A 23,946-nucleotide genomic window follows, 5' to 3' on the forward strand; every position below is an offset into this window, starting at 1 on the left:
TCTCATGGAAGCGATGATGGCTTGACGGAGCGGAGTGGACGAGAATTCGGGTCACTCAAGATCCACTCGCTGGATTCCTGAAGCACGACGATTCTTGTGTCATGGCCCGGCGAGTCGGGCCATGCATTCCCTGTTGCGAGAAACAGCGTTGCGTTTTCTCGAGGGAGCGACTTCAGGAATGAGCGGGCGCTTTCAGGCGAGATCTTGGGATGGGCATTTTCAAGAAGTTGATTGAGCGGAATTGGAGGGAACCGCTTCTCCTGAATCAGCCATCTCCAGGACCTCCACCTTTCCTGGTTTGGAATCGAGTTCAGGGAATCGGGCGATCCCACGCCAGAGTCGATGCGAAGGGTGGAACCCGGGACGGCGGATAACCGCATCCTTTCTGTGGATGTCCTGGGCATGTGCGGCAGGGAGAATAAGAGGAGGAGACCGGAATAAGCCATTAACATTCCACGGAAGACCGTGGCGGAATTGAATGAGGGATGAGTTGGTGCATGGCTGGTCTTCAACCATGCACCGGTCGAAGCCAACCAGCAGAGGGCAGGAATGGTGGCGGCGTAAATTCTCATGTAGTCGGAATCCCAGGGCGGGGCAAAGGGAACGGAGAGGATGATTCCGGCGAGGTAAGCCAACAGCAGGGAGAATGTAACGGTGGAATGGGGCCGCCGCCATGTGAACAAGCCCCGGAGGGCGAGCAAGGTGACAAGCCGGCCCCCCAGAGAAATGGGCGCAAATGGATGAGGAGAATCCACGAAGCTGAAGGCTTGGGGGAGAAAACTCACCCAAGCCCTAAAAGCCCCTTTGATCAGGGAGAAGGGGTGAGTTCCGATTTGAGCCAGGGCCAGTTGGAACACAGTGACAGCTTGCCGTTGGGGTTCGACCGCGCCCAGCTCCGGGTGTTGAGTCAGAGCCAGCTGCCAATTCCCCCCATGAACAAGCCCGTAGAGCGTGAATGAGGCGTTCGAAAAGGCCAAGCCTGGGCGACCTCCAGATAGAATCAGGACGCCATAGTTCACGCAGAAGGACAAGACGATGGCGGTGCACCCCATTCCCAGGAGCGGCCAAGAAACCCGGTGACTATTCTGCGCGAAATATCGACTTCCCCAAACCAAGAGGGACGGCAGGACGAAAAAGGCCCCAGCCCGTGCATTCAAAGCGAGGCCTGTTGTGAATAGTCCAAGGGTAAACAACCGGATGGAGCGGTCGTGAACCGCCTCCACGATGGCCAGGAATCCGAACGCGCCTAACAGCAGCCCGAGATGTTCCGTGGTGGTGGTTCCAATGAAGCGGCGAAAGAACAACCACAGGAGCATTCCGAATACGGAGGCGCTGAAGGTGTCTCGGCTTCTCTTCAGCAGGCCCCAAGTGACACATCCGATAGAGCAGGATACTAGAAGTGTCTGAAGCCATAGCGTCCAACGCAGATGGTTCCCTGTGACTTTCAAGAGACCTGCGAGGAAGGCCGCGTACAGAGGGCGTCTGGAAGAGAAAGCCGTGATTGGTTCGCCGACCAGGATCCGCTGAGCGTCACTGAAGTACCCGGCAGCATCGGAATAGGGGAAGAGGCCCGCCAGGGTGAATCCGTCGGAAAGGCCACTGTGCCAAAGGGCCAGAAGGGTGACGGTGCCAAGACCTGCGAACCCCACCATCAATCCCGGGAGGATCCAGGGGCGCGGCAGGCGCGTCGCCAGGAGACATCCGCAGAGGGAGATCAGGCCGGAACTTGCCCAGTGCCATTTGAGGTCGGCCCCTAGCACCGGCATGTAGGCGCAAAAAAGGAGGATGGCCAATCCTGCAAACACTTTCCCGTGAAGGGTTCCGCCAATTCGGGCCTGGCGGAGCCGTGAGGAGGCTTTGAACAGAAAATGCCTGCCTTGGACGCCCATGGACTTCAACAAATGGCCGCCTCATGAATTCGATCGATGGGTGAAGGAAAATCTGGATTGCGTCAGTTAACTTAGGTGGCTGGGGCTCGATAACTTTATCGGGTCCTTCATCTGCTGGGCTATTCACAAATGCCGGGTGCAAACTGGAAACCTTGAAGGAATCGTATGTGTGGACTGACGGGGTATTGGGATGTGAAGGGCCGCCATACCTCGAAGGCGTCGCTCGACATCCTTGCGGGCATGACCGGTTCCCTCCAGCACCGCGGACCTGATGACGAGGGTCACTGGCAGGATCCCGAGGCCGGTGTCGGTCTTGGGTTCCGCAGGCTCTCCATCTTGGACCTCAGTCCCGAAGGACACCAACCCATGCAGGCCCACTCAGGTCGCCATGCCATGGTCTTCAATGGTGAAATCTACAATTTCCAGGAGCTTCGCGCCGAACTTGGAGGCTCCTGGCGAGGCCACTCCGACAGCGAAGTTGTCCTGGAGGCGATCGAGCATTGGGGGTTAGAAACAGCATTGACGCGGTTCAACGGCATGTTCGCCATGGCGTTGTGGGACAAGAACGCTCGGGTGCTGAATCTCGCCAGGGACTCCTTCGGCAAAAAACCCCTCTATTACGGGTGGGGAGACGGGGTCTTCCTTTTCGGCTCGGAACTGAAGGCCCTGCGAAGACACCCAGCCTTCTGCCTCGACCTGGACCGCGAGGCCATGGCAGCCTTCCTGCGCTTTGGCTACATCCCCGGACCCGCCACCGTCTACTGTGGAATTCGGAAGCTGCCGCCGGGGACTTTCCTACGGCTGGGCGTTCCCGTGCCTGGCCAACTGCCTGGACCGGAGGTGTACTGGGATTCGAGGGTAGAGGCTTTCCGAGCCCGGGAGCAGGGGTTCGGGGGAAGTTTCCAGGAAGCCACAGATGAATTGGAAGCGCTATTGCTCGACGCCACCCGGAGGCGCTGCGTGGCAGATGTCCCCTTGGGCGCCTTTCTATCGGGGGGGATCGATTCCAGCCTGGTGACGGCCCTGATGCAGCAAGGAAGCCACTCCCCAGCACGCACCTTCACCATCGGATTCGAAGAACGCGACTTCGACGAGGCACCCTACGCCAAGGCGGTCGCCCACCATCTGGGGACCGAGCACACGGAGCTCTACCTCGCTTCCTCGGAAGCCCGAGAGGTGATTCCGCTGCTCCCGACCGTGTACGACGAGCCCTTTGCGGACCCCTCCCAAATCCCGACTTTCCTGTTGTCCCGCATGACGCGTCAGCATGTGACGGTGGCGCTTTCCGGAGACGGGGGGGACGAACTCTTCGGGGGGTACGATCGGTACCGAGTGGGCCAGATGCTGATGGGCCGGTTTCAGAAGCTGCCGCAAAGCCTCCGCCGGATGACAGCCTGGGCATGTGGTCAGATCCCGGGCCCCGGGTGGGACCGAACCATGGGCGCGCTCCTGGGGCCCAGGTGGTCCTCGTCCCGTTTCCAAAAACTTGGGCGCCTCATGCTCCCCGAGGGAAGCCAGGCCGTCTATCGGGACATGATGTCCTACTGGCAGGCACCCGAGCAGCTCCTGTCCCTGCCATCGAACCCCGGCGCCCCCGCCTGGAGGCAGGATTCCCTTCCTGCGGACTGGGAGCCCGTCTCCCGGATGATGCTGACGGACACGCTCACCTACCTCGTGGACGACATCCTCGTGAAGGTTGACCGGGCGAGCATGGCCAACAGCCTGGAAGTACGGAATCCCCTTCTGGACAAGCGCGTGTTCACCTTCGCATGGAGGCTGCCCCTGGCGTTCAAATTGGACGGGGGCCAGGGAAAGCAGGTTCTCAAGGAGATTCTGCACCGGCATGTGCCTCGGGAGCTCGTGGAGCGAAAAAAGATGGGGTTCGGCGTGCCGCTTGGGGCTTGGCTCAGAGGACCCCTCAGGCCCTGGGCGGAGGCCCTGCTCCGCCCAGATCGCCTGGCGGAAGCCGGTATTGCCCGGCAAGCCGTGGATTCCGCCTGGCAGGGCTTCTGCCATCGAGGGGAACCGAACCAGGATCGGCTTTGGCCCCTCCTTGTGTTGCTTCAGTGGATGGAATCCCAGGGGGTGGGCCATTGAACCGGGTTCCCGTTTCTTCTGCCACTCTGGGCCGCCTGGTCGCGGCCTTCCCCGGCCATCCATGAATACGCCATCGGATGCCCGGCCGACTTCCGTTGTTGGGGGAACGGAGGGAAGCGCCTCCGCTACCCCCAGGCTTATTCTGTTCACCCATGCCATCACCAGTGGCGGGGCGGAGCGGGTGCTGACCACCCTGGCCAATGCGTGGGCGGCCAAGGGCTGGAGTGTCACCCTGGTGACCCTGGACGATGGCCAGGTCCCCCCGTTTTATCCCGTCGATCCCCTCGTCCGCCAAGTCAAGTTGGCTGTCTCCCGGCGGTCCGCCGCAGGTCAGGCCTTGGTGGAGGCAGGCGCGGACCGGGGTGTCCTTCGATGGTTGATGCGAACCAAGCTGGCCACTCTCTGGAACCTGTCCCGGCGGGCGCTGAGGGTCCGTCGGGGGCTGGTGGACCTTGATCCCGATCTGGTGATCAGTTTCATCGACCAGATCAACATCCTGACCCTTGTGGCACTGGCCGGAACCGGGATCCCCGTGATCGTCTCCGAACGAATCGACCCAGCCCATCACCGAATTGGCTGGGCTTGGAATGCCCTGAGGGTCATGACCTACCCCTGGGCGGATCGGCTCGTGGTTCAGGGCGAGGGGATCCAAAGGCAATTTCATGGCCGCGTTCGTCGACGATCCCGTGTGATTCCAAACCCCGTCATCTGCGCGCCCGTTCCCGCCGTACCCGCAGACCTGACACGGACAGACCGAACCCTGGTGGCGGTGGGACGGCTCGTCCCGCAGAAGGGGTTCGACATGTTGCTCAAGGCCTTTGCCCGTCTGGCCCCCGAGCATCCGGATTGGAAGCTGGTGATCTGGGGTGAAGGGCCTGAGCGCCCAGTCCTTGAGCAGCTTCGGAGGGAACTCGGCCTTGAGGGGTGCAGCACCCTCCCGGGCAATCACCCGAGGATCTATGAAGCCTTGGCCGAATCCGATCTGTTCGTGCTGTCCTCCCGCTTCGAAGGATTCCCCAACGCCCTCTGCGAGGCCATGGCCACAGGTCTTCCGGTGGTGTCCTTCGATTGCCCCAGCGGCCCGGCCCAGATCATCCGGCCAGGCCTGGACGGCTTCTTGATCCCCTTGGGCAATCAGGAAGCGCTGACGCAGGCCCTCAGCAGGCTCATGGCAGATGCTTCGTTACGGGCTTCCATGGGGGAGAGGGCCCGAGAGGTCGTTGATCGGTTCAGCCTGGGAAAGGTTCTCGGATTGTGGGAAGCCTGCATCGCCGAGGTTTGGCCACCGAAACGGTGATCAACGCCGCTGCCCCAGCCAGAACAGGTGGGGTCCCGAACCCACTCTCCGGGCGAAGGCCAAGCCCCCCTTGGGCCGCCCGGGCAGGTGTAGGGCATCGCCCGAGGCGGCCCCAGCGCGAAGAAGCGTCTTCAAGATGTAACGCGGACTCCATTCCAAGGGGCCCCTTAGGAGAGGTTCCTGGAAACGGGCGAAATCCGTCGCCTCGCAGGCCAAGGTGGAGAACCCCTCTCGTTCCATCAGCTCCGTCAGAGAAGCCTTGGTGAATTGCGAGAGATGCTGGTACCGATGGAAGACGCTGCCACATTCAGGACAGAACACCTGGGCTCGGGCGAGATCTTCGGCGTGGGGAGTCGTGATGAACAGCCTCCCGCTTCCTGGTTTCAGCATCCGGCACAGCCTCTGCAGGATGGACGGGAGGCCGGGGGGCAGCAGGTGCTCAATGGTCTCCACGCAGATCACGAGGTCGAGGAGCCCCTCCCGCTCGTCGGAGAAAACGGGATCGATGACGCGAGCCCCGCGCCAGAGGGGGTGTTCCCCAAGGCGCTGGTTGGCCGCAGCCACAGTGGCCTCCGACAGGTCCGCGCCTTCACAGCCCACGCCCATGGCGAGTAGCCGCTCCACCAGGTAACCGGGACCACAGCCATAGTCGAGTACGCGTCCTGCCAGGGGCGTCAGAGCTTTGAGAACCCCCACGATGCCGGTTCCGGATTGATAGCTGAAGTAGTCTTCCTGCCAACTCTCCCGCGTGGCCGCGAAATCCCAGAAGCGGCGGATGGTCTCTTCATCCCATTCCAGCTGGTGAACATCGCGATCCGGCACCGGTCCCCTCTCGAAGGGATGACTATAGCGCGGCCATGGAGGGGCAACGCATGGAGGTTGGAATGTCGGAGTCACGCTCCAGGCGGGAGCTTCCGCGCCACCAGGAAGAATCCAGTCACACTCAGATCCGCAGGAGGAACGCCCTCGAATTCCGAAGCGAAGTATTCCTTGCGGGAAGCGACGACAGCCAGCGCGCGATGTCGGAGGTCGCTTGGAATCGCCTCGTAGGGCATGTGGGGGTCGATGTCTCCCACGCCAGCCAGGCGGGTGATCAATAGATCGACCTCCAGGGGCAGCGAGGTCAAGGTCGACCGGTATCGGTGAAGCAGGACCCGGTTCGGGCGGCCGCTGGCCCGCGACATCCGGCGGTGGATTCGGCCCGGGGTTTCAAGCCACTTCAACTCGCCATGGTGATCGGAGAACATGCCATGGTCCCGGAGATCCACTTTGTGGAGGAGAAGCCCCCCTGGGCGAAGCGCCTCAGTCATTCGCCTGAGCGCAAGCAGGGGGTCCCGGACATGCTCGAGGACCGCCCTGGACAAGATCAGGTCGTACTCCTGGCCTTCATGAAAAAAGGACTCGGCGCTGGCCGCTTCGCCGTAGTGCCGCTGGATGCCAGGGAAGGTGCCTTCATCCTGGAGGCAGGCCCCCTTTAGGATTCGCGCCACCCCGGGATGATGCTCCGCCAACTGCCGGTAGATTTCGGCCTGTCGCTCCGGATCCCGGCGCGCATAGAAGCGATCCACCAGGTCGACCGACTGGCAGCCCCCCTCCAGGAGAAGAAGCCCGACTCCGCAGTTGTCGCCGGGGCCGACTTCTGCGGCCTTTCCTCGGAGGGACGCTCCGCCGGAATACCGAGCGTAATCCGAGAGGAGCCCCTGGATGTAGTCGAGCGATTCAGGTGGCTCCAGTGACTCATGCAAGGTCCCTGAATGCGAGACGATGTTGCCCCATCTGAAGCGCAAGCCAGCCAAGCAATCGGTCCAGAGGTAGTAGAAGGCCGTCAGGGCGTAGCTCTGCTTGACCAGGCGGGCCAGCGCTGACCGGAGGCTTTTCAAAGGCTCTCCACCAACTCCCTCGCCCCCCGGTGCTTCGGGTCGAGCTTGAGGGCTTCCTGGGCGGCTCTGCGCGCTTCTTCTTGGCGCCCGAGGGCCCGCAGGATCTGGCCTTTGCGCCACCAGGCGCCGGGGTAGCCGGAGGAGCCGCCTTCGAGGGGTTCGCGGAGCACTTGATCGAGGGCGGCGAGACCCTCCTGGCGGTGCAGGCCGCTGACGGCGGCGACCTTGCCGAGCTGTAGCCGCAGCAGGCTGGGAGCGTCCACCTGGGTGAGGTGCGCCTGGGCGGTCCTCCAGGCGGCCTCGGGGTTGCCGCCGTGCAGGTAGGCCTCGCTGACGGCGGCCACGCCGCGGGCGCGGGTGTGCACGCCGGGGAGCAGGCGAGGGGCCTCGGCCAGCAGGCGGGCGTTCTTCCCGGCCTCACCCAGGGCCTTCTTGGCGGGGCGGCGGTCCAGGGCATCCAGCCACTGGCCCACCACTTCGGGATCCTGCGGGGCCTGGGCCAGGGCGCGCTGGAAGTAGGGCTCGGCCTCGCGCCACTTGTCCTCCTCCACGAGGATGAGGGCCTGCAGCAGGTCGCCCTGGGCGGGTGCCACGCGGCGCAGGCGCTCGGCGCATTGCAGGGCCTTGCGGGTGGAACCGCCCAGCAGGCCGGGCAGCATCTCGTAGGCCAGGCCGAGGCTCATCCAGGCCGGGGCCAGGGTGGGATCGGCCTCGGTGGCGGCGCGCAGGTCGTCCATGGCGCCGAGGGCGCCCCGCAGGCTGCCGAGGTCGCGCTGGCGGATGGCTTCGCCGGCGCGCGCCAGGCCCCGGGCCAGCAGGGCCTCCGCCAAGCCGGGTTTCAGGGAGACGGCCCGTTCCGCCGCGGCACGGGCTTCGGCGAAGCGCTGGAGGCTCGACAGGGCCTGGGATTTCGCCGCCCAGGCCCCAGCCTCGTTGGGATCCAGCCGAAGCCTGCCTTCAGCCTCGGCCAACACTTTGAGGTAGTGTCCCGCATCCAGGTCGGCGCGGAAGGCGGGGGCCGGGGTCGGGGCCAGAACAGTGAGGGCGGCGGGAACAAGGAGGAGCACGGGGACCTTCAAGATGGATGCGAGGACAGGATTAGCAGGATTGCTTGGAATGAGATACGGCCAGCCTGCATCCTGACTCCGGGTATAGCGCAGGGACGCGGTTTTGCGCTATCCTAAGTGCTTGTTCGGACACGACTCCGGAGGAGATCGCATGGTGACCAAGGGCGGGCTGTTGGAGGGCAAACGCGGTCTGATCATCGGCGTGGCCAACAAGCGGTCCATCGCCTGGGGCATCACGCAGAAGGTCGCGGAGGCCGGGGCCCAGCTCTGCCTGACCTATCAGAACGAGCGGCTGGGCGAGAATGTCCGGGAGCTGGCGGCCGAGTTGAAGAATCCCATCCTGCTGCCCATGGATGTGGGCAGCGACAGCCAGATTGTCATGGCCTTCGACGAGATACGGAAGAAGTGGGGGAAGCTCGACTTCGTGGTGCATGCCGTGGCCTACGCGCCGCGCCAGGCTCTAGAGGGTCGCTTCGTAGAGACCAGCCGCGAGGACTTCCGCGTGGCCCACGACATCAGCGCCTACTCCCTGGCCGCCGTCTGCAATGCGGCCCAGCCCCTCATGGCCGAAGGCGGCTCCATCGTGACGCTGAGCTACCTGGGCGGCGAGCGGGTGGTGCCTGGCTACAATGTGATGGGCGTGGCCAAGGCCGCCCTGGAATCCTGCGTCCGCTACCTGGCCGCCGACCTGGGCCCCCAGGGCATCCGCGTGAACGCCATCTCGGCGGGACCCATCAAGACCCTGGCGTCCTCGGCCATCCCGGGCATCGGCTCCAAGCTCAAGCAGCACCGCTCCCACACGCCCCTGCAGCGGGACACCGACCAGCTGGAAGTGGGCGATGCCGGCGTCTTCCTGGTCAGCGACATGGGCCGTGGCATCACCGGCCAGGTGCTCTATGTCGATGGTGGCTTCAGCATCATGGCGGGGTGAGCGCCGGCTGCCCGAAAGGCTTGGACAGGATCAGCCTTTTTGCAGGGCTGCCAGGACCTCGAGCACGGCCTCGACATGTCCCTTCACGCTGACCTTGGGCCAGACATGGCGGATCACGCCCTTGGGGTCGATCAGGAAGGTGCTGCGGATGATGCCCTGCACCCCCTTGCCGTACATGAGCTTCTTCCCGAAGGCGCCCAGGGGGTTGAGCAGGGCGCAGTCGGGATCGGAAAGCAGGCGGAAAGGCAGGCTCTGCTTGGCGATGAAAGTCTGATGGCTCTTCAGGCTGTCGCGGCTGATGCCGCAGACCTGGGCGCCCAGGGACTGCACGCGGGCCAGGTTGTCCCGGAAGTCGCAGGCTTCCGTCGTACAGCCGGGGGTGCTGTCCTTGGGGTAGGCGTAAAGCACGGTCCAGTGGCCCTTCAGGTCCTTGTTGGTGACGGTGTGGCCCTGGTCGTCCTGGAGGGAGAATGCGGGAAGGGAGGTGCCGGGCTGGATGCTCATGGGGCCAGGGTAGCGGAGGCCTGGATGTGACCCAAGCCCTTCGGGGGTGGGGTGGAATGAAGGGTGAGGCCGATCATGCGCTTTTCCGAGTTCCTGGATGCCGAATGGAAACCCGCCCTGGGGTGCACGGAGCCCGCCGCGGTGGCCCACGCCACCAGCCTGGCCGCCGCCCAAGGGACGGGCGAGATCCAGCAGGTGAGCCTGGTGGTGGATCCCCGCACCTACAAGAACTGCCATGCCGTCGGCATCCCCAACAGCGGTGGGCGCACCGGCGTGCTCTGGGCCCTGGCCCTGGGCGCCCGGTTGCCGGACCCCTCCCTGGGGCTGGGCTGCTTCGCCGCCGTGGATGCGGGGCTCCTGGCCTCGGCGAAGGGCCTCCTGGACCAGAAGGCGGTCCGCGTCGAGGTGGACCCGTCCCACCCGGACCTCTACATCGATTGCACGGTGGCCCGCGAGGGTGGCATGGGCCGGGCGGTGCTGGAGGTGGAGCACACCCACCTGGCCCGGCTGGAGGCGAATGGCGTCCAGATCGGCGGCAGCCCGTCCCTGAGCGGCGCGGCGGGCCTGTCCTCCCCGCGGGCCACCGTGGGAGCCATGGGCATCCAGGAGCTGCGGAGGCTTGCCATCTCGATTTCTGAGGAAGACCGGGCCCGGCTGCGGGAGGGCGCGGCATTCAATCTCGCCATGGCCGAACATGGTGTCTCCCTGCTTCCTCCAGGGTTCGTACCGCCCGCGGGGACGGACCGGCTCGTGCGGCTCTCCCGGCTCGTCAGCGCCGGCGTCTTCGCGCGCATGTCCGGTGAGCCGCTCATGGTCGTGTCCCTGGCCGGTTCCGGCAACAAGGGCATCACCCTGTCGGTGCCCGTCACGCTCTGGGGCCGCGAGGGCGGGCATGACCAGGTCCGGATCGAGGAGGCCCTGGCCTTCGGCTGTCTGATGACCTCGGCCACGACGCACCATCTCGGCACGCTGTCGGCCGTCTGCGGGGCATCCAATGCCGCGGGCATCGGCATCGCCCTGGCGATCCTCCTTCTGGAGGGGGCGACGCCCGCGCAGATGGACCTCGCCGTGGCGAACATGGTGGGCAATGTGGCGGGCATGATCTGCGACGGTGCCAAGATCGGCTGCGCGATGAAGGCCATGACGGGGGTGGACGCGGCCTTCCGGTCGGTGGCGCTGGCCCTGGCGGATTTCGGCATCCCGGCCACGGATGGCATCGTGGGCATCGATGGCGATGCTTCCCTCGCCAACCTCGGGCGCCTGGCCCGCCGCGGCATGATCGGCGTGGATGCCGAGGTGCTGGAGATCATGCAGGCGAAGCTCTAGGGACCCGACGCCCCCCGGCGATCAGGCTGGCCTCCGTGGCACGGACACCCAGGCCAGCCCAAGCACCGCCGCGAGAGCGGCCCAGCCCAGGGGACTCGGGTCCGTGGTGAGGCGGGGCAACTCCTCGGAGAGCAGCCGCCCCAGGCTATCGTGGCTGGGCCCCGGGCCCAGGCCGAGGGCGGACAGGGTGGCCTCCCCCCACAGAGCGCCCAGCCAGGCGCCCGGAAAGAGCGAGGCGGCCTGATCCAGGCCCCAGGGGGCCCACCGGCGAAGGGTGGAGGCTGGGGCGGCTCCCAGGACGCGCTCGGCTGCCCAGGCCGGGGAGCGGCGGAAGGCTTCGAGCCGGACGCGGAGGGGGGCTTCGAGGTGGGGGGCCAGCAGGAGGCCCATGACGAGGAAGAGGACCGGAAGGGAGAGGCCACCCGTGGCAGCGGCCAGGGGTAGAAGGAAGAGCAGAGGTGGTACGCTGCGCATGGCGGAGAGGGCACCCCGGCCCCGCCGGCCGTACCAGGCCAGCAGGAGGGCGGTCGCGAGGGCCAGCAAGGCGCAGGCACTGGCGAAACCAAGGCTGCGCGTGCCGGCCAGCAGCAAGCGCAGCAAGGCGTCCCGGCCGAGGTCATCCAGACCCAGGGGATGTCGGAAGGACATCGCCGCCCCGCCCCGGAAGGGCTCCAGGGGCAGATCCGGTAGCAGCAGGGCCAGCAGGAAGAGAAGCCGCCCCTTCATGACATTTCCCGTTCCAGGGGCCGCGCCAGCAGCCAGAGGATCGCCAGCGCCGCGACCCAGGCGGCGAGGCCGACCCGATCCCGGCCGGACACCCGCGCCAGCCAGTCCGCGCCGAGGCCCGGCACGCCCAGTACGCGCTCCAGGACGAGGGTCGCGGTGAGCCAGACCGGCAGGCGGGCCGCCAGCCACCGACCCCAGAGCCGCCGCAACGCCAGCCAGCGCACCCGCCGTACGGCCTGGGCGCCCCAGGCTTCCGGGAAGGGGCGCTCTCCCGGCAGGGCATGGGACAGCCAGCGCACTTCGCCGGGCAGGGCGGCAGCCAGGAAGGCCAGGATCCAGGCTCCGGAACCGGGCGGCCCCCAGGCGGCGGGCCAAAGGGCCAGCAGGAGGCCGGCCCACAGCAGGTCGGGCGGAGCTTCCAGCAGGGCCAGAGGCCGCCGGGCCGCCAAGCCCGGGCCGCCCAGCCAGGCCGCCAAGGGTGCCGCCACGGCGAGCGCGAGGACGGCCAGGCCGGCGGGAAACAGAGCCTGAAGGGGGAAGGGCGGGGGCGCCACCGGCCGCCACAGGGCCCCAGGAAGGCTCCAGGCCAGCGCGAGGGCCAAGCCCCAGACGGCCAGGCCCCCAATGATTGGACGCCAAGCGGTCAGACGCCAAGCGGCCGGGCCCCAGGCCGTCCGATCTCGGCCCCGATCGTCCCTCATCGGGCCCAGCGCCAGCCGGCCGCTCCGGGCGTGCTGAGGTAGAGGCCCAGGGGCCCGGGTTCCACCGTCAGGCGCCGGTCCACCCAGATCACGCTCTGGAAATCCAGCAGGGGCAGGGCTGCGGGATTCTGAGCCCAGATCATCTGCAGACCCCGCCAGGCGGCATCTCCGGGCTGTTGCGCCCGGGCGGCCAGCTCGGCGAAGCGTGGGTGGCTCCAGCCCGTGAAGTTCATGGGACCCTTGGGCTCGAGATACTCGAAGACGGCCCAGGGGTGGGGCTCGAACACCACCATGGAGCAGGCCAGGTCGAAATCGCCCTTCTGGAGGCGGGCCACGAGCAGGGCCTGCTCCAAGGGGATGAGCTGCAGGTCGTAGCCGTCCCTCCGGGCCCGTTCGCGCAGGGCGAGCAGGAGCTTTTCCACGGACTCCTCGCCCGCGACGAAGAGGAGCTTCAGCGTGGCCGGGGCCCGAGGCGGTTGGCTGGCGGTGCCAGCTTTGGGACTCTGGGCTTCGAGACTCTGGGTATCGATGGCCCGGGCTTCGAAGCCCAGCGTCTCAGGCCACAGGCCCCGGCTGGGCCGGGCGTTCCGCCCCAGGAGGCGGGGCGGGAAGGCGTCCCGGCGCCAGCGTTCCAGGAGCAGGAGGGGGCCCGTGCCAGTCCGGCTCCAGGCCACTAGCTGGGCGTGCATGGGCTGGGTCAGCAGGCGGTGGGTGGGGGGCGGGTCGGCCTGGAGCCGGGCCGGGGGCGCGCCCAGGGTGAGCCAGCCCTTCTGGAGGGCCTGGAGCACGCTGTGGGCGTCCGGCAGCAGGCGGAAGCGGATGCCGTCCACGCGGGGCTTCAGGAAGTGTTCGCGCGGGGTGAAGACCCAGGCGGCGGGTTCCTTCCGGTAGAGAAAGGGCCCCGAGCCCCGGTCCGCATGGCCTTTCTGGGTCACGGGCACCTGTGCCAGCTCCAGGAGCAGGCGGCCTGGGGGTTTGGGCGAGCGGATCCAGAGGCGGCCATCCTGAATGCCGGTTTCGGCACCCTGGAGGATGGCCCGTTTGGTGGGGCTGGCCTGGGCATCGCGGAGCAGCTCCCGGAGCGTCCACAGGGCATCCTCGGGCGTCACCGGGCTGCCATCGGGGAAGCGCGCATCGGCCCGCAGGGAGAACGCGAGAGCGCCATCCTTTTGGACCTTCCACGCCGTGGCCAGGCGCGGCACCAGCCGCCCATCGGGTCCGATGCCCACCAGCGCATCGCCCGCCAGGGACTGGAGAATCCACTGCTCGTAACTGTCGCCGCGGATGAAATCCAGGGGGCCCGGATCGCGGGGCAGGGACTCCTCCACCACCTGAGCCCGAGCTGGGGTCAAGGCCGGGATCAGGGCCGAAAGCAAGACCAAGGTCAGGGCGGCGAGGCGGTTCCGCATGATGGAGGGCTCGAGGAAGTTTCACCCAGCATGCCCGGGGGGCGGGACCCTGCCAAGTTTCGGGTTCGGGTTCCGTTTCGGGTGTGGCTTCGCACGGGATGATCGGTGTTGCTACTCTGATTGGCGGAGGCCCCGTGGCGGATCTTTCGGAATCCAAGCTGTTCTGGTGGTGGCCCCTCATGGCCCGTCATCGGCGCACGCTCTATTGGGGGCTGGTGGCGACGGTCTGGTGCAGCGTGGCGGCCTCCGTGGTGCCCTACTGGTCGGGCCGGGCGGTGCATGCCCTGGAGCGCCAGGACTGGCAGGGGTCGCGGGTCTTCCTGGGCTGGATGCTGGCCTTCACGGCCGCCGCGGGCATCGGCCGCTACCTCATGCGCAACACGCTCATCGGCCTCAGCCGCGATGTGGAGCGGGAGCAGCGCGAATCCCTCTACGGCTTCCTGCTCTCCCGCCCCTTCTCCTTCTACGAGCGGCAGCGGGTGGGTGACCTCATGTCGCGCGTCGGCGACGATGTGGGCACGGTCCGCATGGCCACGGGCCCGGGCCTCATGAGCTTCCTCCAGGTGCTGTCCATCCTGCCGGTGACGCTGGGGCTGATGTTCAACACGAGCTGGCGCCTCACTGTGGCCGTCATGCTGCCCTTCTCGTTCCTGGCACTGGGCTTCTACATCATCGGGAAGTGGAGCCACATGGTGCAGCAGAAGCTGCAGCTGGCCTTCTCGGCCCTCTCGACCTACAGCCACGAGACCATCAGCGGCGAGCGGGTGGTGCAGGCCTTCGGGCTGGAAGAGGCCCGCGTGGCGCAGTTCGCGGCCCTCAGCTACCGCCACGCGTCGCTCAGCATGAAGCAATCGGTGATCTTCAGCGCCTATGCGCCCCTATCGGCCTTCATCAGCGGCGTGTCCGCCCTGGTGCTGGTGGCCTACGGCGGCAGCCTGGTGGTGAAGGGCACCCTGAACCTGGGCGACCTGACGGCCTTCACGGGGTTCCTGGTGGCCTTGGCCTGGCCCATGATGAGCCTGGGATGGTCCGCGAACCTGTTCCAGCGGGCCAAGGCCGGCCAGGAACGGCTCGACCAGGTGTTCCGCAGCCCCGAAGCGCCCCTCCCCCCTGCCGAGGCCATCACCCTGCCGGAGGTCCCGGCAGCCCTGGCCCTGGAGGGCGTGAGCCACCGCTTCGAGACGGGGCGCGGCCTGGGTCCCCTGGATCTCGCGCTGGCTCCCGGCGACAGCCTGGCGGTGGTGGGTGGCATCGGCTCGGGCAAGACGCTGCTGCTGCAGACGCTGGCGGGCCTCCGCGAGCCGCAGGCCGGGCGCATGCTCGTGGACGGCGAACCCCTGTCCGACGCCACCCTCCGCCGGCACTGGGCCGGCCTGGGCTGGGTCCCCCAGGAGGCCTTCCTCTTCTCGGACACGCTGCGCATGAACCTGGCCATGGGCCGCCCCGAGGCGACCGAGGAGGAAATCTGGGAGATCGCCCGGGTGGTGGCCATGGACGAGCTGATCCACCGCCTGCCCGACGGCCTCGACACGGTGGTGGGCGAGCGGGGCGTGGCGCTCAGCGGCGGCGAGCGCCAGCGCACGGCCCTGGCCCGGGCCCTGCTGCGCCGTCCCCGCCTGCTGCTGCTGGATGACGCACTCTCCGCCGTGGACGCCGAGACCGAGAGCCGCATCCTCGAGAACCTGCGGACCTTCCTCGGCAAGTCCACCCTGGTGCTGGCCACCCACCGCGTCTTCGTGGCGGAGACCTGCGCCCGGGTGCTGGTGCTGGAGGAGGGCCGGATGATCCAGCTGGACACGCCCGAGGTGCTGGCCACCCAGCCCGGTCTGTTCGCACGCCTCAAGAGACTGCAGAGCTTGGAACGGGAGCTGGTGAAGGGCGCGGGATGAACGCACTTCAGATCGACCGCCGGGTGGTGGTGCGCGCCCTGCTGCTGGCCCTATCGGCCTGGGTGGCCTTCGCCATCGCGACGATCCAGCATGTGCAGAACGCTTATTGGGCGGCCATGCCGGTTTGGGTGGTGGCGCAGGCCTCCCGCGGGGTGGTGGTCGAACGGGCCCTCTTCCGCGTGGTGGGGACCCTGCTGGGGGCGGTGGCCGGATTCGCCATCCTCCATGTGCCCGTGCATCCCTTCCTGCAGTTCGCCCTGCTCGGGGTGTGGGTCGGCCTCAACGGCGGGCTGACCCATATCCTGCGCGGCGTGCATGGCTATGGGGCCGTGCTGGCGGGCATCACGGCGGCCGTCGTCGTCATTCCCTCCGTGCTGACCCCGGGGGCCTCGCTGGACCTTGCCACCGCGCGGGTGGAATGCACCCTGATCGGGGTGGTGGTGGCGACCGTGGTCTTCGGTCTGGCGACCCCCAGGTCGCCGAGTCAGGCCTTCTTCGCCCGCCTCCGCCGCCTGTCCGCCGATGCGGTCGCCTACGCCGCCCAGGTCCTCCGTCGCGGTGCCACGGAGATGGGGGTAGAGAAGGAACGGATCCTCGCGGAGATCAGCGAGGTCGAGGCCTCAGCCCGGCTGATCCTGGCCGGATCCTTCGAAGGCTACCGCCGCTTGCATGATGTGGATTCGCTGGTGGTGGGGTCGCTCGCGGTCATGAGTGCCGCCGTGGCGCACAGACCGGATGGCCGCAATCCGGCCAAAGGCGTCGACGAACTGGCGCCCCAGCTGGATCAGGTGGCGGAACAGCTGCGCCGAGAAGGGGAGCCGTTGCCGGGCGACCGACTCCTCCAAATGGGTGAACACCCGAGATCTGAACGCCTCTCCGGCGCCCTGACCCGCATTCTCGAGGCGAATGCGGCCCTGGGCCGGCCCCTGGTCGGCAAGACGGCACGCCCGTTCCGCCGCCAGCTGGCCGTTCTCGAACCGCACCGGGAATGGGCGCAGGCCGGTCGCACGGCCGTGGCCTCGGGCGCCGCCACCTTCCTGGCCACGGCGTTGGCTCATTGGACGGGATCGCCCCTGGTGGTCCAGGCGGCGGTGGGGGTCAGCATCTTCTCGCTGGTGCTGGGCTCCTTGGCCCTGCCCCAGCACATCGCCCCCAAGCTGCTGGCCGGGGTGGTGAGTGGGGTCATCCTGGCGGTGTTCTACCGCCTCGCGGTGCAGCCGAATCTTTCGTCGACGGCGGGGCTGCTCCTGTCGATGGTGCCGTTCCTGCTGCTGGGTGGCTTCGTGCGCGCCAACCCCGGCACAGCCATTGCCGGAGTCGATACCAACATGTGCTTCCTGCTGGCCAGCCAAGCTGGGGCCACCACCCTCGCCACCGGGACGGAGGTGGTCGGGGGCGCGGCCGCGCTGGCGCTGGCAGCCAGTCTGGTGGCCGGCAATTACATTCTGATGCCGCGAAGTTCAGTGCGACAGGCCGAGGAGGCGGTCCAGGTGATTCGCCGCGACCTGCTCCGGATGGTCGAGCCCGACCCCGGGGAGGTCCTCGAAGGCTGGCGGGCGCGGGGTTCGCGGCAGATCCTGCGGCTCTCGCTGCACCTGGGGCGCTCGAAGGACCTGGGGGAACGCTGGCCCAAGGGGATCCTGGCGGTCATCAACCTGGGGCACGCCATTGAAGAACTCCACGAAACCCCAGACACCACCGCGGGGTTCGTGAAAGGAGATGCCCTCGACGCCCTGCGACGCCTCGACGACAACCCCATGCGGGCGGCCCGGCTCCTGCGGAACCTGGCGGGGGTGGAGGTCGGGGCTGCTCTGCGCCCGGTGTTGCTGGACCTGGCGGAAAACCTCGAAAAATCGGCGGACCTGTTGACCTTCGACCAGCCCAAGGAGGCCGATGCGGCCTGATCAGGCCCCGTCGCGGAAGGTCACCTTGTTGATCTCGGCGAAGGTGGTGATGCCCAGCCGCACCTTCTCGATGGCGCTCTCGCGGAGGAACTGCATGCCGCCGCGGCGGGCGGCCGCCTTCACTTCGCGCACGGGGGCGCGCTGCACCAGCAACTCGCGGATCTCGTCGTTGATGCCCATGAACTCGATGATGGCCTGGCGGCCCCGGAAGCCGGTGCCGTGGCAGTCCACGCAGCCCACGCGGTCGAAGAGGGTGGCATTGCGCAGCCAGGCCTCGTCCACGCCGTTCTCCACCAGTTCCTGGGGGCTGGGCGGGGCCGAGGGGCGCTTGCACTTGGGGCAGAGCACGCGCACCAGGCGCTGGGCCAGGATGCAGTTCAGGGACGACACGAAGTTGTAGACCTCGACGCCCATGTGCTGGAAGCGGCCGATCACATCCAGCACATTGTTGGCGTGGACGGTGGTGAAGACCAGGTGGCCCGTGAGGGCGGACTGGATGGCGATCTGGGCGGTCTCGGGGTCGCGGATCTCGCCCACGAGGATCTTGTCGGGATCGTGGCGCAGGATGGAGCGCAGGCCGAGGGCGAAGGTGAGGCCCTTCTTCTCGTTCACGGGGATCTGGGTGACGCCCTCGAGCTGGTACTCGACCGGATCCTCGATGGTGATGATCTTGTCCTCGGGGGCCTTGATCTCGCTGAGCACGGCGTAGAGGGTGGTGGTCTTGCCGGAACCGGTGGGCCCCGTCACCAGGAACATGCCGTAGGGCTCGTGGGCGAACCGGCGGAGGCGCTTCAGCTCGTGGTCGGAGAAGCCGAGGATCTCCAGTGTCAGGGTCTGGAACTCCTCGGTGAGGTTCTCCTTGTCGAGGATGCGGATCACCGCGTCCTCGCCGTGGATGGTGGGCATGATGCTCACGCGGAAATCGATGGCCCGGCCGCGTACCTTGAGCTTGAAGCGGCCGTCCTGCGGCTTCCGCTTCTCGGCGATGTCCAGCTCGGACATGACCTTCACGCGGCTGATGATGGGGGAGGCAAAGCGCCGGTCGATGGGATCGGCGGCGGAGTAGAGGCTGCCGTCGATGCGGTATTTGATCTGGAAGCCCGTGGCCGTGGTCTCCAGGTGGATGTCGGAGGCGCGGCGCTGGAGGGCGTTGAAGATGGTCGTGTCCACCAGGCGGACGATGGGGGCCTCGTCCTTGTCGGTCAGGCGCTCCAGGTCGAGGACCTCGTCATCCAGGTCCTCCTCGTGGAGCACCTGGATCTTGAGGGCCTCGCCGGCCTCGTCCATGACCTTCTGCCCGCTCTCGGACTTCTTGAGGACTTCCTGGATCTGGGCCTGGGGGGCTCCCGCGAACCGGAGGGGCCGCTTGAGGCGCAGGCGGAGCATGTCCTGGGTGGGGATGTCCAGGGGATCGGCCATGGCCAGCCAGAGGGCGCCGTCCCGCTCCTGCACTGGCACGAAATGATGTTTGAGCATCAAATCGAGGGGCAAAGCCTGGAAGAGCCCGAAATCCACCGGCTCGCGGGTGAGGTCCAGGGTGGGATACAACTCCCGGGCGGGCCGGAAGTCCGCGAGGGCAGGGGCGCCGGGGTCATTGGCATCCGCAGGAACCGTGGGGTTTGGTGACGACATGGAAGCATCCTAGCGGATCGGGGCCGGGGGAGGGGGTCGAAGTCGGGCATGGGTCACAATGGATGCAGCGGTCGGCTTCCAGCGTTGACCCGCCCGCGACTCGCGCGCCACAATTGCTTTCGTCTTGGAGGCTCCATGCGTGGGTACGCGTCCATCCTGCTGCTGATCCTGGTGGCAGTGGCCCTGCCGATCATCATCCTGAACCTGTCGCGGCTCCTGCGCCCCAGTTGGCCCAGTGCTGCGAAATACTCGACTTACGAGTGCGGCATCACCACGACCAGTGGGGCGCGGGAGAAATTCTCCGTCCGTTACTACCTGGTGGCAGTGATGTTCCTGGTGTTCGATGTGGAAACGGTGTTCCTGATGCCCTGGGCCATCCAGATGAAGGAGCTGGCCCTCTTCGGATTCATCGAACTGGGACTCTTCCTGTTCCTGCTGCTGTTCGGCTATGGCTACATCTGGTCCAAGGGAGCCCTGACATGGGAGTAAATCAACCCACCGCCCTGGAGCACATCCTGATCACCACCAAGGTGGAGAAGGTCATGAACTGGTCCCGCGCCACCAGCGTGTGGCCCGTGACCTTCGGTCTGGCCTGCTGCGCCATCGAGATGATGGCCGCGGGCGCCAGCCGTTTCGACTTCGACCGCTTCGGTGCCGGCATCTTCCGGGCCAGCCCGCGCCAGGCCGACCTGATGATCATCGCCGGCACGGTGACCTACAAGATGGCCCCCATCATCAAGACCCTCTACGACCAGATGCCCGAACCCAAGTGGGTGATGGCCATGGGTTCCTGCGCCACCGCCGGCGGACCCTTCGATTCGTACCACACCATCCAGGGCGTGGATAAGGTCATCCCGGTGGATGTCTACATTCCCGGCTGCCCACCCCGCCCGGAGGCATTCATCTACGGGTTCCTGAAGCTGCAGGACAAGATCATGACCAGCAGCCTGGCTGACCGGTACAAGGAGATCTTCGAGGAGGTCGGCTGATGTCGGAACCGAACGCCCCCCAGGTCCCGGAAGTCCCGGAGGCCCCCGCCGGTCCGTACATCTACGACTACAAGGCCGCGCCGAATCGCCAGATCGCCATGCCGAAGACGGTGCCTCTGCCGAGCCGCCGGACCTACCTGGCTGAACAGAAGGCCGCGGCTGAGGCCGACGAGGCCAAGTGGCAGAAGACCCTGGCGGACTACGAGACCGCCAAGGCCAAGGCCGAGGCCGAGGGGAAGGATGCCCCCAAGGCCCCCGTCCGCCCCGTCCCCCGCAAGGACGACAACGATCTGAAGACCCCCTTTCCCGAGGATGCGAAGGACGCCGATCTGCTGAAGCTGCAGGTGCTCCTGGGCGACAAGGTGGAAGAGGTCTTCGAGCAGGCCGGTGAACTGGTCTGCCAGGTGAAGAAGGAAGCCATCCTCGAGGCGCTGGCGCTCTGCCGTGACGAGGCCGCCCTGAAGTACGAGATGCTCGCCGACCAGACGGGCACCCACTACCCCGCCGCCAAGGACTTCGCCTTCAGCGTGGTCTACCACCTGACGAGCATCAGCCGCCGCAGGCGTCTCCGCCTCCGAATCCTCGTCCCCGAGGGTTTCGTGCCCGAGAGCGCCTGTCCGCTCTACCCCAGCGCCAACTGGATGGAGCGGGAGATCTACGACATGCTCGGGATCCGGTTCGCCAACCACCCCGACATGACCCGCATCCTCTGCCCCGAGGACTGGGAAGGCTACGCCCTCCGCAAGGACTACCCGACCGTGGGCTGGGGCCAGCGGGACATCTCCTTCCGCGAGGATCGAGGCGGCATGCTCGAACGCATCGCCCTCCAGAAGGCCGGCCAGCTGGGCATCAACCTGAAGCAACCCAAGGCGGACTAGGAGCGGACGGTGTTCAAGAACGAGGAAATGGAGATCAACCTGGGCCCGCAGCACCCGTCCACGCACGGTGTGCTCCGGGTGAAGCTGCGGCTGGATGGCGAGACCATCACCCACTGCCAGCCCATCATCGGCTACCTGCATCGCGGCGTCGAAAAGATCTGCGAGAACCAGTCCTTCTTCCAGGGCCAGGTCTGGACCGACCGCATGGACTACTGCTCGGCGGTGGCCAACAACCTGGGCTGGGCCGAGGCCAACGAGAAGCTGTTCGGCATCACCGTGCCGCGGCGCGCCCAGTACATCCGCACGCTGCTGAACGAGTTCAACCGCATCGCCTCGCACCTCATCTGGCTGGGTACCCACGCCATGGACATCGGGGCGCTGACGGTCTTCCTCTACGCCTTCCGCGAGCGAGAGGATGTCCTCGACATCAATGAGGCCTTCTGCGGCTCCCGCCTCACCACCACGGCCTTCCGCATCGGCGGCCTCCGCGAGGACCTGCCCCCGGGCTTCGACAAGATGGTGAACAAGTTCCTGGCCAAGTTCTCCAGCTGTCTCGAGGAATACGAGAACCTGCTCACCGAGAACCGCATCTGGAAGAAGCGCACCATCGGCGTGGCCAAGCTCAACGCCGAGGATGCCATCGCCCTGGGCGTCACCGGCCCCATGCTGCGGGCGGCCGGCGTGGCCTACGACATCCGCAAGGCCTTCCCCTACGCGGCTTACGCCGAGATGGACTTCGAGGTCCCCACCCGCACCGAGGCCGACACCTACGCCCGGTACCTGGTCCGCATGGCGGAGATGCGCCAGAGCGCCCGCATCATCCAGCAGTGCATGGACGGCATGCCCGAGGGGCCCGTCATGGCGAAGCTCCCCAAGATCATGAGGTCCGAGGTCAACGAGGTCTATCACGCCACCGAATCGCCGAAGGGCGAGATCGGGTACTACCTCGTGGGCGAGAAGGGCTCGCTGAATCCCTACCGGTTCCATGTGCGGGCCCCCGGGTTCATCAACCTCCAATCCCTGCCCAAGATGGCCGAGGGCGGACTGATCGCCGATTGCGTCGCGGCCATCGGCTCCCTGGACATCGTGCTCGGCGAGATCGACCGCTAGCCGACGAGGATCCCAAGACATGCCGACTCCGACCCTCACCCAGTCCATCGTGATCACGCTCATCCAGTGCCTGCTGGTGGTGATCTTCGTCTTCGTCGTCGTTCCCCTCACGGTGTTCGCCGAGCGCAAGGTGCTTGGCCACATCCAGCAGCGCCTGGGGTCCACCCGCGTAGCCAGCGGTCATGTCGGCTTCTCCGGGTGGATGAACCGCTCAATGTGGAAGATGGGCCGGGTGCCCGTCCTCTCCTACTGGCGTGGCATCCCCGGCCTCGTGGGCGATGTTCTGAAGCTGATCCTCAAGGAAGATGTCATCCCGGCGAAGGCCGACCGATTCGTCTTCTTCATCGCCCCCTCCATCAGCATGGTGGCGGCGATCGTGGTGTTCGCCGCGATCTCCTTCGTGCCCGGCACCTTCTTCACCCTCCCCACCTGGTTCCCCTTCGTGGGCGGCCTCCCGGTCTCCGGGGGCATCGCCGACATCAATGTGGGCCTGCTCTGGATCCTCGGCGTGGCGACCGTGGGGGTGTACGGCATCGTCCTGGCTGGCTGGTCTTCGAACTCCAAGTACCCCCTCCTCGGCGGCCTGCGCAGTGCGGCCCAGATGGTGAGCTATGAAGTCCCCCTGGCCCTCAGCCTCCTCGCGCCGGTGGTCCTCTCCGCCAGCCTGAACTTCGGCGAAATGTCCGCACGGATGGCCACGGGCATGCCGGCCTGGGCGCTGGTCCCCCAGGTTATCGGTTTCCTGCTCTACCTCACCTGCGGCTTCGCAGAGACCAACCGCCTCCCCTTCGACATGCCCGAGGCCGAGAACGAGCTGGTGGCCGGTTTTCACACTGAGTATTCCGGCATGAAGTTCGGCCTCTTCTACCTGGCCGAGTACATCAACATGGCCGTGGTGTCGGCGCTGGCCTCGGCCTTCTTCCTGGGCGGCCCCTGGCTCCTGCCCTTCGGCCTCCAGGGCTTGGTGAATCCCTACCTGCCAGGCTTCCTCTCATGGTTCGGGGCGCCCCACGCCATCTTCTTCGTGGCCAAGATCATCTTCCTTCTCTTCACCTACATCTGGGTGCGCGGCACGATCCCCCGCTACCGGTACGACCAGATCATGGCCGTGGGTTGGAAGTACCTGATTCCCCTGGCGCTGATCAACCTGCTGCTGGCGGCTGCCATCCGCTGCTTCGCCGTCTAAGGGGCCGCCCATGCACAAGTTCCTGAGGACTCTCATCCCCGCCGACATCGCCAAGGGCCTGTCCATCACGGGCAAGCACTTCAGCCAGGTGTTCTTCACGGCCAACCGGCGCAAGGTCCCGCTCCACATCGTGTCCGAGTACCCCGAGGTGCCGGCCAAGGTCCAGCCGCGTTTCCGGGGGCGACTCACCCTACTGAAGGATGAGCAGGGCGAGATCAAGTGTGTCTGCTGCCTCGCCTGCGAGAAGATCTGCCCCACCCAGGTGATCACCATCGAGAAGGGGAAGAAGGAAGGGCGCAAGATGCCCTTCCCGGTCCGCTACGACTTCGAGATGGAGCGCTGCATCTTCTGCGAGTTCTGCGTGGAGAGCTGCGGCTTCGATTCCATCATCCTCAACCACCAGTTCGAGCTGGCCGCCTACAACCGCGAGGACTTCTCCCTCGGTACGGAAGGGCTGGAGCAGAACATGTTCGAGCCTTCGCACGCAGGCAAGTTCAGCGTGGCTGACGACTGATTCCACCCATCTCGCAT

The 23,946-nt window shown here is 66.5% G+C and carries 21 protein-coding genes; 12 read left to right on the top strand and 9 right to left on the bottom strand.

What is annotated here, in order from left to right; all coding sequences use genetic code 11:
• Positions 1 to 2: 2 nt before the first annotated feature.
• On the bottom strand, positions 3 to 1,901 hold the full coding sequence (locus QZ647_RS03200; RefSeq protein WP_291270791.1) for a hypothetical protein: 1,899 nt from the start codon (positions 1,899 to 1,901) through the stop codon (positions 3 to 5).
• 153 nt (positions 1,902 to 2,054) lie between these two features.
• Here QZ647_RS03200 and asnB point away from each other — a divergent pair, with 153 nt between their 5' ends.
• Together asnB and QZ647_RS03210 are read left to right on the top strand one after the other, a co-directional pair.
• Positions 2,055 to 3,986 carry an asparagine synthase (glutamine-hydrolyzing) gene (gene asnB / locus QZ647_RS03205; protein WP_291270792.1) on the top strand — a complete coding sequence of 644 codons (1,932 nt, stop codon included), beginning with the start codon at positions 2,055 to 2,057 and terminating at the stop codon, positions 3,984 to 3,986.
• Positions 3,987 to 4,143: 157 nt separating this feature from the next.
• Positions 4,144 to 5,283: a glycosyltransferase family 4 protein gene (locus tag QZ647_RS03210; protein WP_366526152.1), complete on the top strand. Its 1,140-nt coding sequence runs from the start codon at positions 4,144 to 4,146 to the stop codon at positions 5,281 to 5,283.
• Here QZ647_RS03210 and QZ647_RS03215 read toward each other — a convergent pair whose 3' ends face one another.
• The 3 genes from QZ647_RS03215 to QZ647_RS03225 form a co-directional block, all read right to left on the bottom strand.
• Positions 5,284 to 6,105, bottom strand: coding sequence for a class I SAM-dependent methyltransferase (locus tag QZ647_RS03215; RefSeq protein WP_291270794.1), 822 nt, complete (start codon positions 6,103 to 6,105; stop codon positions 5,284 to 5,286).
• A 71-nt stretch (positions 6,106 to 6,176) separates the two neighbouring features.
• Positions 6,177 to 7,163 carry a methyltransferase domain-containing protein gene (locus QZ647_RS03220; RefSeq protein WP_291270795.1) on the bottom strand — a complete coding sequence of 329 codons (987 nt, stop codon included), beginning with the start codon at positions 7,161 to 7,163 and terminating at the stop codon, positions 6,177 to 6,179.
• Positions 7,160 to 8,230 (bottom strand): tetratricopeptide repeat protein, encoded by a 1,071-nt coding sequence (locus tag QZ647_RS03225; protein WP_291270796.1) that lies wholly within the window; start codon positions 8,228 to 8,230, stop codon positions 7,160 to 7,162. Before QZ647_RS03225 ends, QZ647_RS03220 begins: the two co-directional genes overlap by 4 nt.
• Positions 8,231 to 8,381: 151 nt before the next feature.
• On the opposite strand from QZ647_RS03225, the gene QZ647_RS03230 reads away from it, so the two are divergent.
• The gene (locus tag QZ647_RS03230; RefSeq protein ID WP_286353773.1) at positions 8,382 to 9,161 is read left to right on the top strand and encodes an enoyl-ACP reductase; all 780 of its coding nucleotides are present in this window, start codon (positions 8,382 to 8,384) and stop codon (positions 9,159 to 9,161) included.
• A gap of 30 nt (positions 9,162 to 9,191) precedes the next feature.
• Here QZ647_RS03230 and QZ647_RS03235 read toward each other — a convergent pair whose 3' ends face one another.
• Positions 9,192 to 9,665, bottom strand: coding sequence for a peroxiredoxin (locus QZ647_RS03235; protein ID WP_291270797.1), 474 nt, complete (start codon positions 9,663 to 9,665; stop codon positions 9,192 to 9,194).
• 75 nt (positions 9,666 to 9,740) lie between these two features.
• Here QZ647_RS03235 and QZ647_RS03240 point away from each other — a divergent pair, with 75 nt between their 5' ends.
• Positions 9,741 to 10,991 carry an L-serine ammonia-lyase, iron-sulfur-dependent, subunit alpha gene (locus QZ647_RS03240; RefSeq protein WP_291270798.1) on the top strand — a complete coding sequence of 417 codons (1,251 nt, stop codon included), beginning with the start codon at positions 9,741 to 9,743 and terminating at the stop codon, positions 10,989 to 10,991.
• A gap of 21 nt (positions 10,992 to 11,012) precedes the next feature.
• On the opposite strand, the gene QZ647_RS03245 is transcribed toward QZ647_RS03240, so the two are convergent.
• The 3 genes from QZ647_RS03245 to QZ647_RS03255 form a co-directional block, all read right to left on the bottom strand.
• A complete protein-coding gene (locus QZ647_RS03245) occupies positions 11,013 to 11,717 on the bottom strand; it encodes a hypothetical protein (protein WP_291270799.1) in 705 nt (234 codons plus the stop codon).
• Positions 11,714 to 12,319, bottom strand: coding sequence for a hypothetical protein (locus QZ647_RS03250; protein ID WP_291270800.1), 606 nt, complete (start codon positions 12,317 to 12,319; stop codon positions 11,714 to 11,716). The genes QZ647_RS03245 and QZ647_RS03250 overlap by 4 nt, the downstream gene beginning before the upstream one ends.
• A 95-nt stretch (positions 12,320 to 12,414) precedes the next feature.
• Positions 12,415 to 13,827 (bottom strand): ABC transporter substrate-binding protein, encoded by a 1,413-nt coding sequence (locus QZ647_RS03255; protein WP_291270801.1) that lies wholly within the window; start codon positions 13,825 to 13,827, stop codon positions 12,415 to 12,417.
• Between the two features lie 134 nt (positions 13,828 to 13,961).
• On the opposite strand from QZ647_RS03255, the gene QZ647_RS03260 reads away from it, so the two are divergent.
• A complete protein-coding gene (locus QZ647_RS03260) occupies positions 13,962 to 15,716 on the top strand; it encodes an ABC transporter ATP-binding protein (RefSeq protein ID WP_291270802.1) in 1,755 nt (584 codons plus the stop codon).
• Positions 15,713 to 17,620 (top strand): FUSC family protein, encoded by a 1,908-nt coding sequence (locus QZ647_RS03265; protein ID WP_291270803.1) that lies wholly within the window; start codon positions 15,713 to 15,715, stop codon positions 17,618 to 17,620. The genes QZ647_RS03260 and QZ647_RS03265 overlap by 4 nt, the downstream gene beginning before the upstream one ends.
• Here the strand turns inward: QZ647_RS03265 and QZ647_RS03270 are convergent, their stop codons facing one another.
• Positions 17,621 to 19,252 (bottom strand): GspE/PulE family protein, encoded by a 1,632-nt coding sequence (locus tag QZ647_RS03270; RefSeq protein ID WP_291270804.1) that lies wholly within the window; start codon positions 19,250 to 19,252, stop codon positions 17,621 to 17,623. It lies immediately after the preceding gene.
• 135 nt (positions 19,253 to 19,387) lie between these two features.
• On the opposite strand from QZ647_RS03270, the gene QZ647_RS03275 reads away from it, so the two are divergent.
• The 6 genes from QZ647_RS03275 to QZ647_RS03300 are packed head-to-tail and all read left to right on the top strand — an operon-like array spanning position 19,388 to position 23,929.
• Positions 19,388 to 19,741 (top strand): NADH-quinone oxidoreductase subunit A, encoded by a 354-nt coding sequence (locus QZ647_RS03275; RefSeq protein ID WP_291270805.1) that lies wholly within the window; start codon positions 19,388 to 19,390, stop codon positions 19,739 to 19,741.
• On the top strand, positions 19,732 to 20,241 hold the full coding sequence (locus QZ647_RS03280; protein ID WP_286353763.1) for an NADH-quinone oxidoreductase subunit B: 510 nt from the start codon (positions 19,732 to 19,734) through the stop codon (positions 20,239 to 20,241). Before QZ647_RS03275 ends, QZ647_RS03280 begins: the two co-directional genes overlap by 10 nt.
• Positions 20,241 to 21,119: an NADH-quinone oxidoreductase subunit C gene (locus tag QZ647_RS03285; protein ID WP_291270806.1), complete on the top strand. Its 879-nt coding sequence runs from the start codon at positions 20,241 to 20,243 to the stop codon at positions 21,117 to 21,119. Before QZ647_RS03280 ends, QZ647_RS03285 begins: the two co-directional genes overlap by 1 nt.
• A 9-nt stretch (positions 21,120 to 21,128) precedes the next feature.
• The gene (locus QZ647_RS03290; RefSeq protein WP_291270807.1) at positions 21,129 to 22,229 is read left to right on the top strand and encodes an NADH-quinone oxidoreductase subunit D; all 1,101 of its coding nucleotides are present in this window, start codon (positions 21,129 to 21,131) and stop codon (positions 22,227 to 22,229) included.
• Between the two features lie 19 nt (positions 22,230 to 22,248).
• Positions 22,249 to 23,415, top strand: a complete 1,167-nt coding sequence (locus QZ647_RS03295; protein ID WP_291270808.1) for a complex I subunit 1 family protein — start codon at positions 22,249 to 22,251, stop codon at positions 23,413 to 23,415.
• A gap of 10 nt (positions 23,416 to 23,425) precedes the next feature.
• Positions 23,426 to 23,929, top strand: coding sequence for an NADH-quinone oxidoreductase subunit I (locus QZ647_RS03300; RefSeq protein ID WP_291270809.1), 504 nt, complete (start codon positions 23,426 to 23,428; stop codon positions 23,927 to 23,929).
• Positions 23,930 to 23,946 lie beyond the last annotated feature (17 nt).

It is taken from the genome of Geothrix sp., assembly GCF_020622065.1.
Lineage (GTDB): Bacteria > Acidobacteriota > Holophagae > Holophagales > Holophagaceae > Geothrix.

Bases quoted from the DNA above. Each gene is read 5' to 3' on its own strand.
- asnB (WP_291270792.1), top strand. From the start codon at position 2,055: ATGTGTGGACTGACGGGGTATTGGGATGTGAAGGGCCGCCATACCTCG.
- QZ647_RS03230 (WP_286353773.1), top strand. From the start codon at position 8,382: ATGGTGACCAAGGGCGGGCTGTTGGAGGGCAAACGCGGTCTGATCATC.
- QZ647_RS03235 (WP_291270797.1), bottom strand. From the start codon at position 9,665: ATGAGCATCCAGCCCGGCACCTCCCTTCCCGCATTCTCCCTCCAGGAC.
- QZ647_RS03240 (WP_291270798.1), top strand. From the start codon at position 9,741: ATGCGCTTTTCCGAGTTCCTGGATGCCGAATGGAAACCCGCCCTGGGG.
- QZ647_RS03245 (WP_291270799.1), bottom strand. From the start codon at position 11,717: ATGAAGGGGCGGCTTCTCTTCCTGCTGGCCCTGCTGCTACCGGATCTG.
- QZ647_RS03255 (WP_291270801.1), bottom strand. From the start codon at position 13,827: ATGCGGAACCGCCTCGCCGCCCTGACCTTGGTCTTGCTTTCGGCCCTG.
- QZ647_RS03265 (WP_291270803.1), top strand. From the start codon at position 15,713: ATGAACGCACTTCAGATCGACCGCCGGGTGGTGGTGCGCGCCCTGCTG.
- QZ647_RS03270 (WP_291270804.1), bottom strand. From the start codon at position 19,252: ATGTCGTCACCAAACCCCACGGTTCCTGCGGATGCCAATGACCCCGGC.
- QZ647_RS03275 (WP_291270805.1), top strand. From the start codon at position 19,388: ATGCGTGGGTACGCGTCCATCCTGCTGCTGATCCTGGTGGCAGTGGCC.
- QZ647_RS03280 (WP_286353763.1), top strand. From the start codon at position 19,732: ATGGGAGTAAATCAACCCACCGCCCTGGAGCACATCCTGATCACCACC.
- QZ647_RS03285 (WP_291270806.1), top strand. From the start codon at position 20,241: ATGTCGGAACCGAACGCCCCCCAGGTCCCGGAAGTCCCGGAGGCCCCC.
- QZ647_RS03295 (WP_291270808.1), top strand. From the start codon at position 22,249: ATGCCGACTCCGACCCTCACCCAGTCCATCGTGATCACGCTCATCCAG.
- QZ647_RS03300 (WP_291270809.1), top strand. From the start codon at position 23,426: ATGCACAAGTTCCTGAGGACTCTCATCCCCGCCGACATCGCCAAGGGC.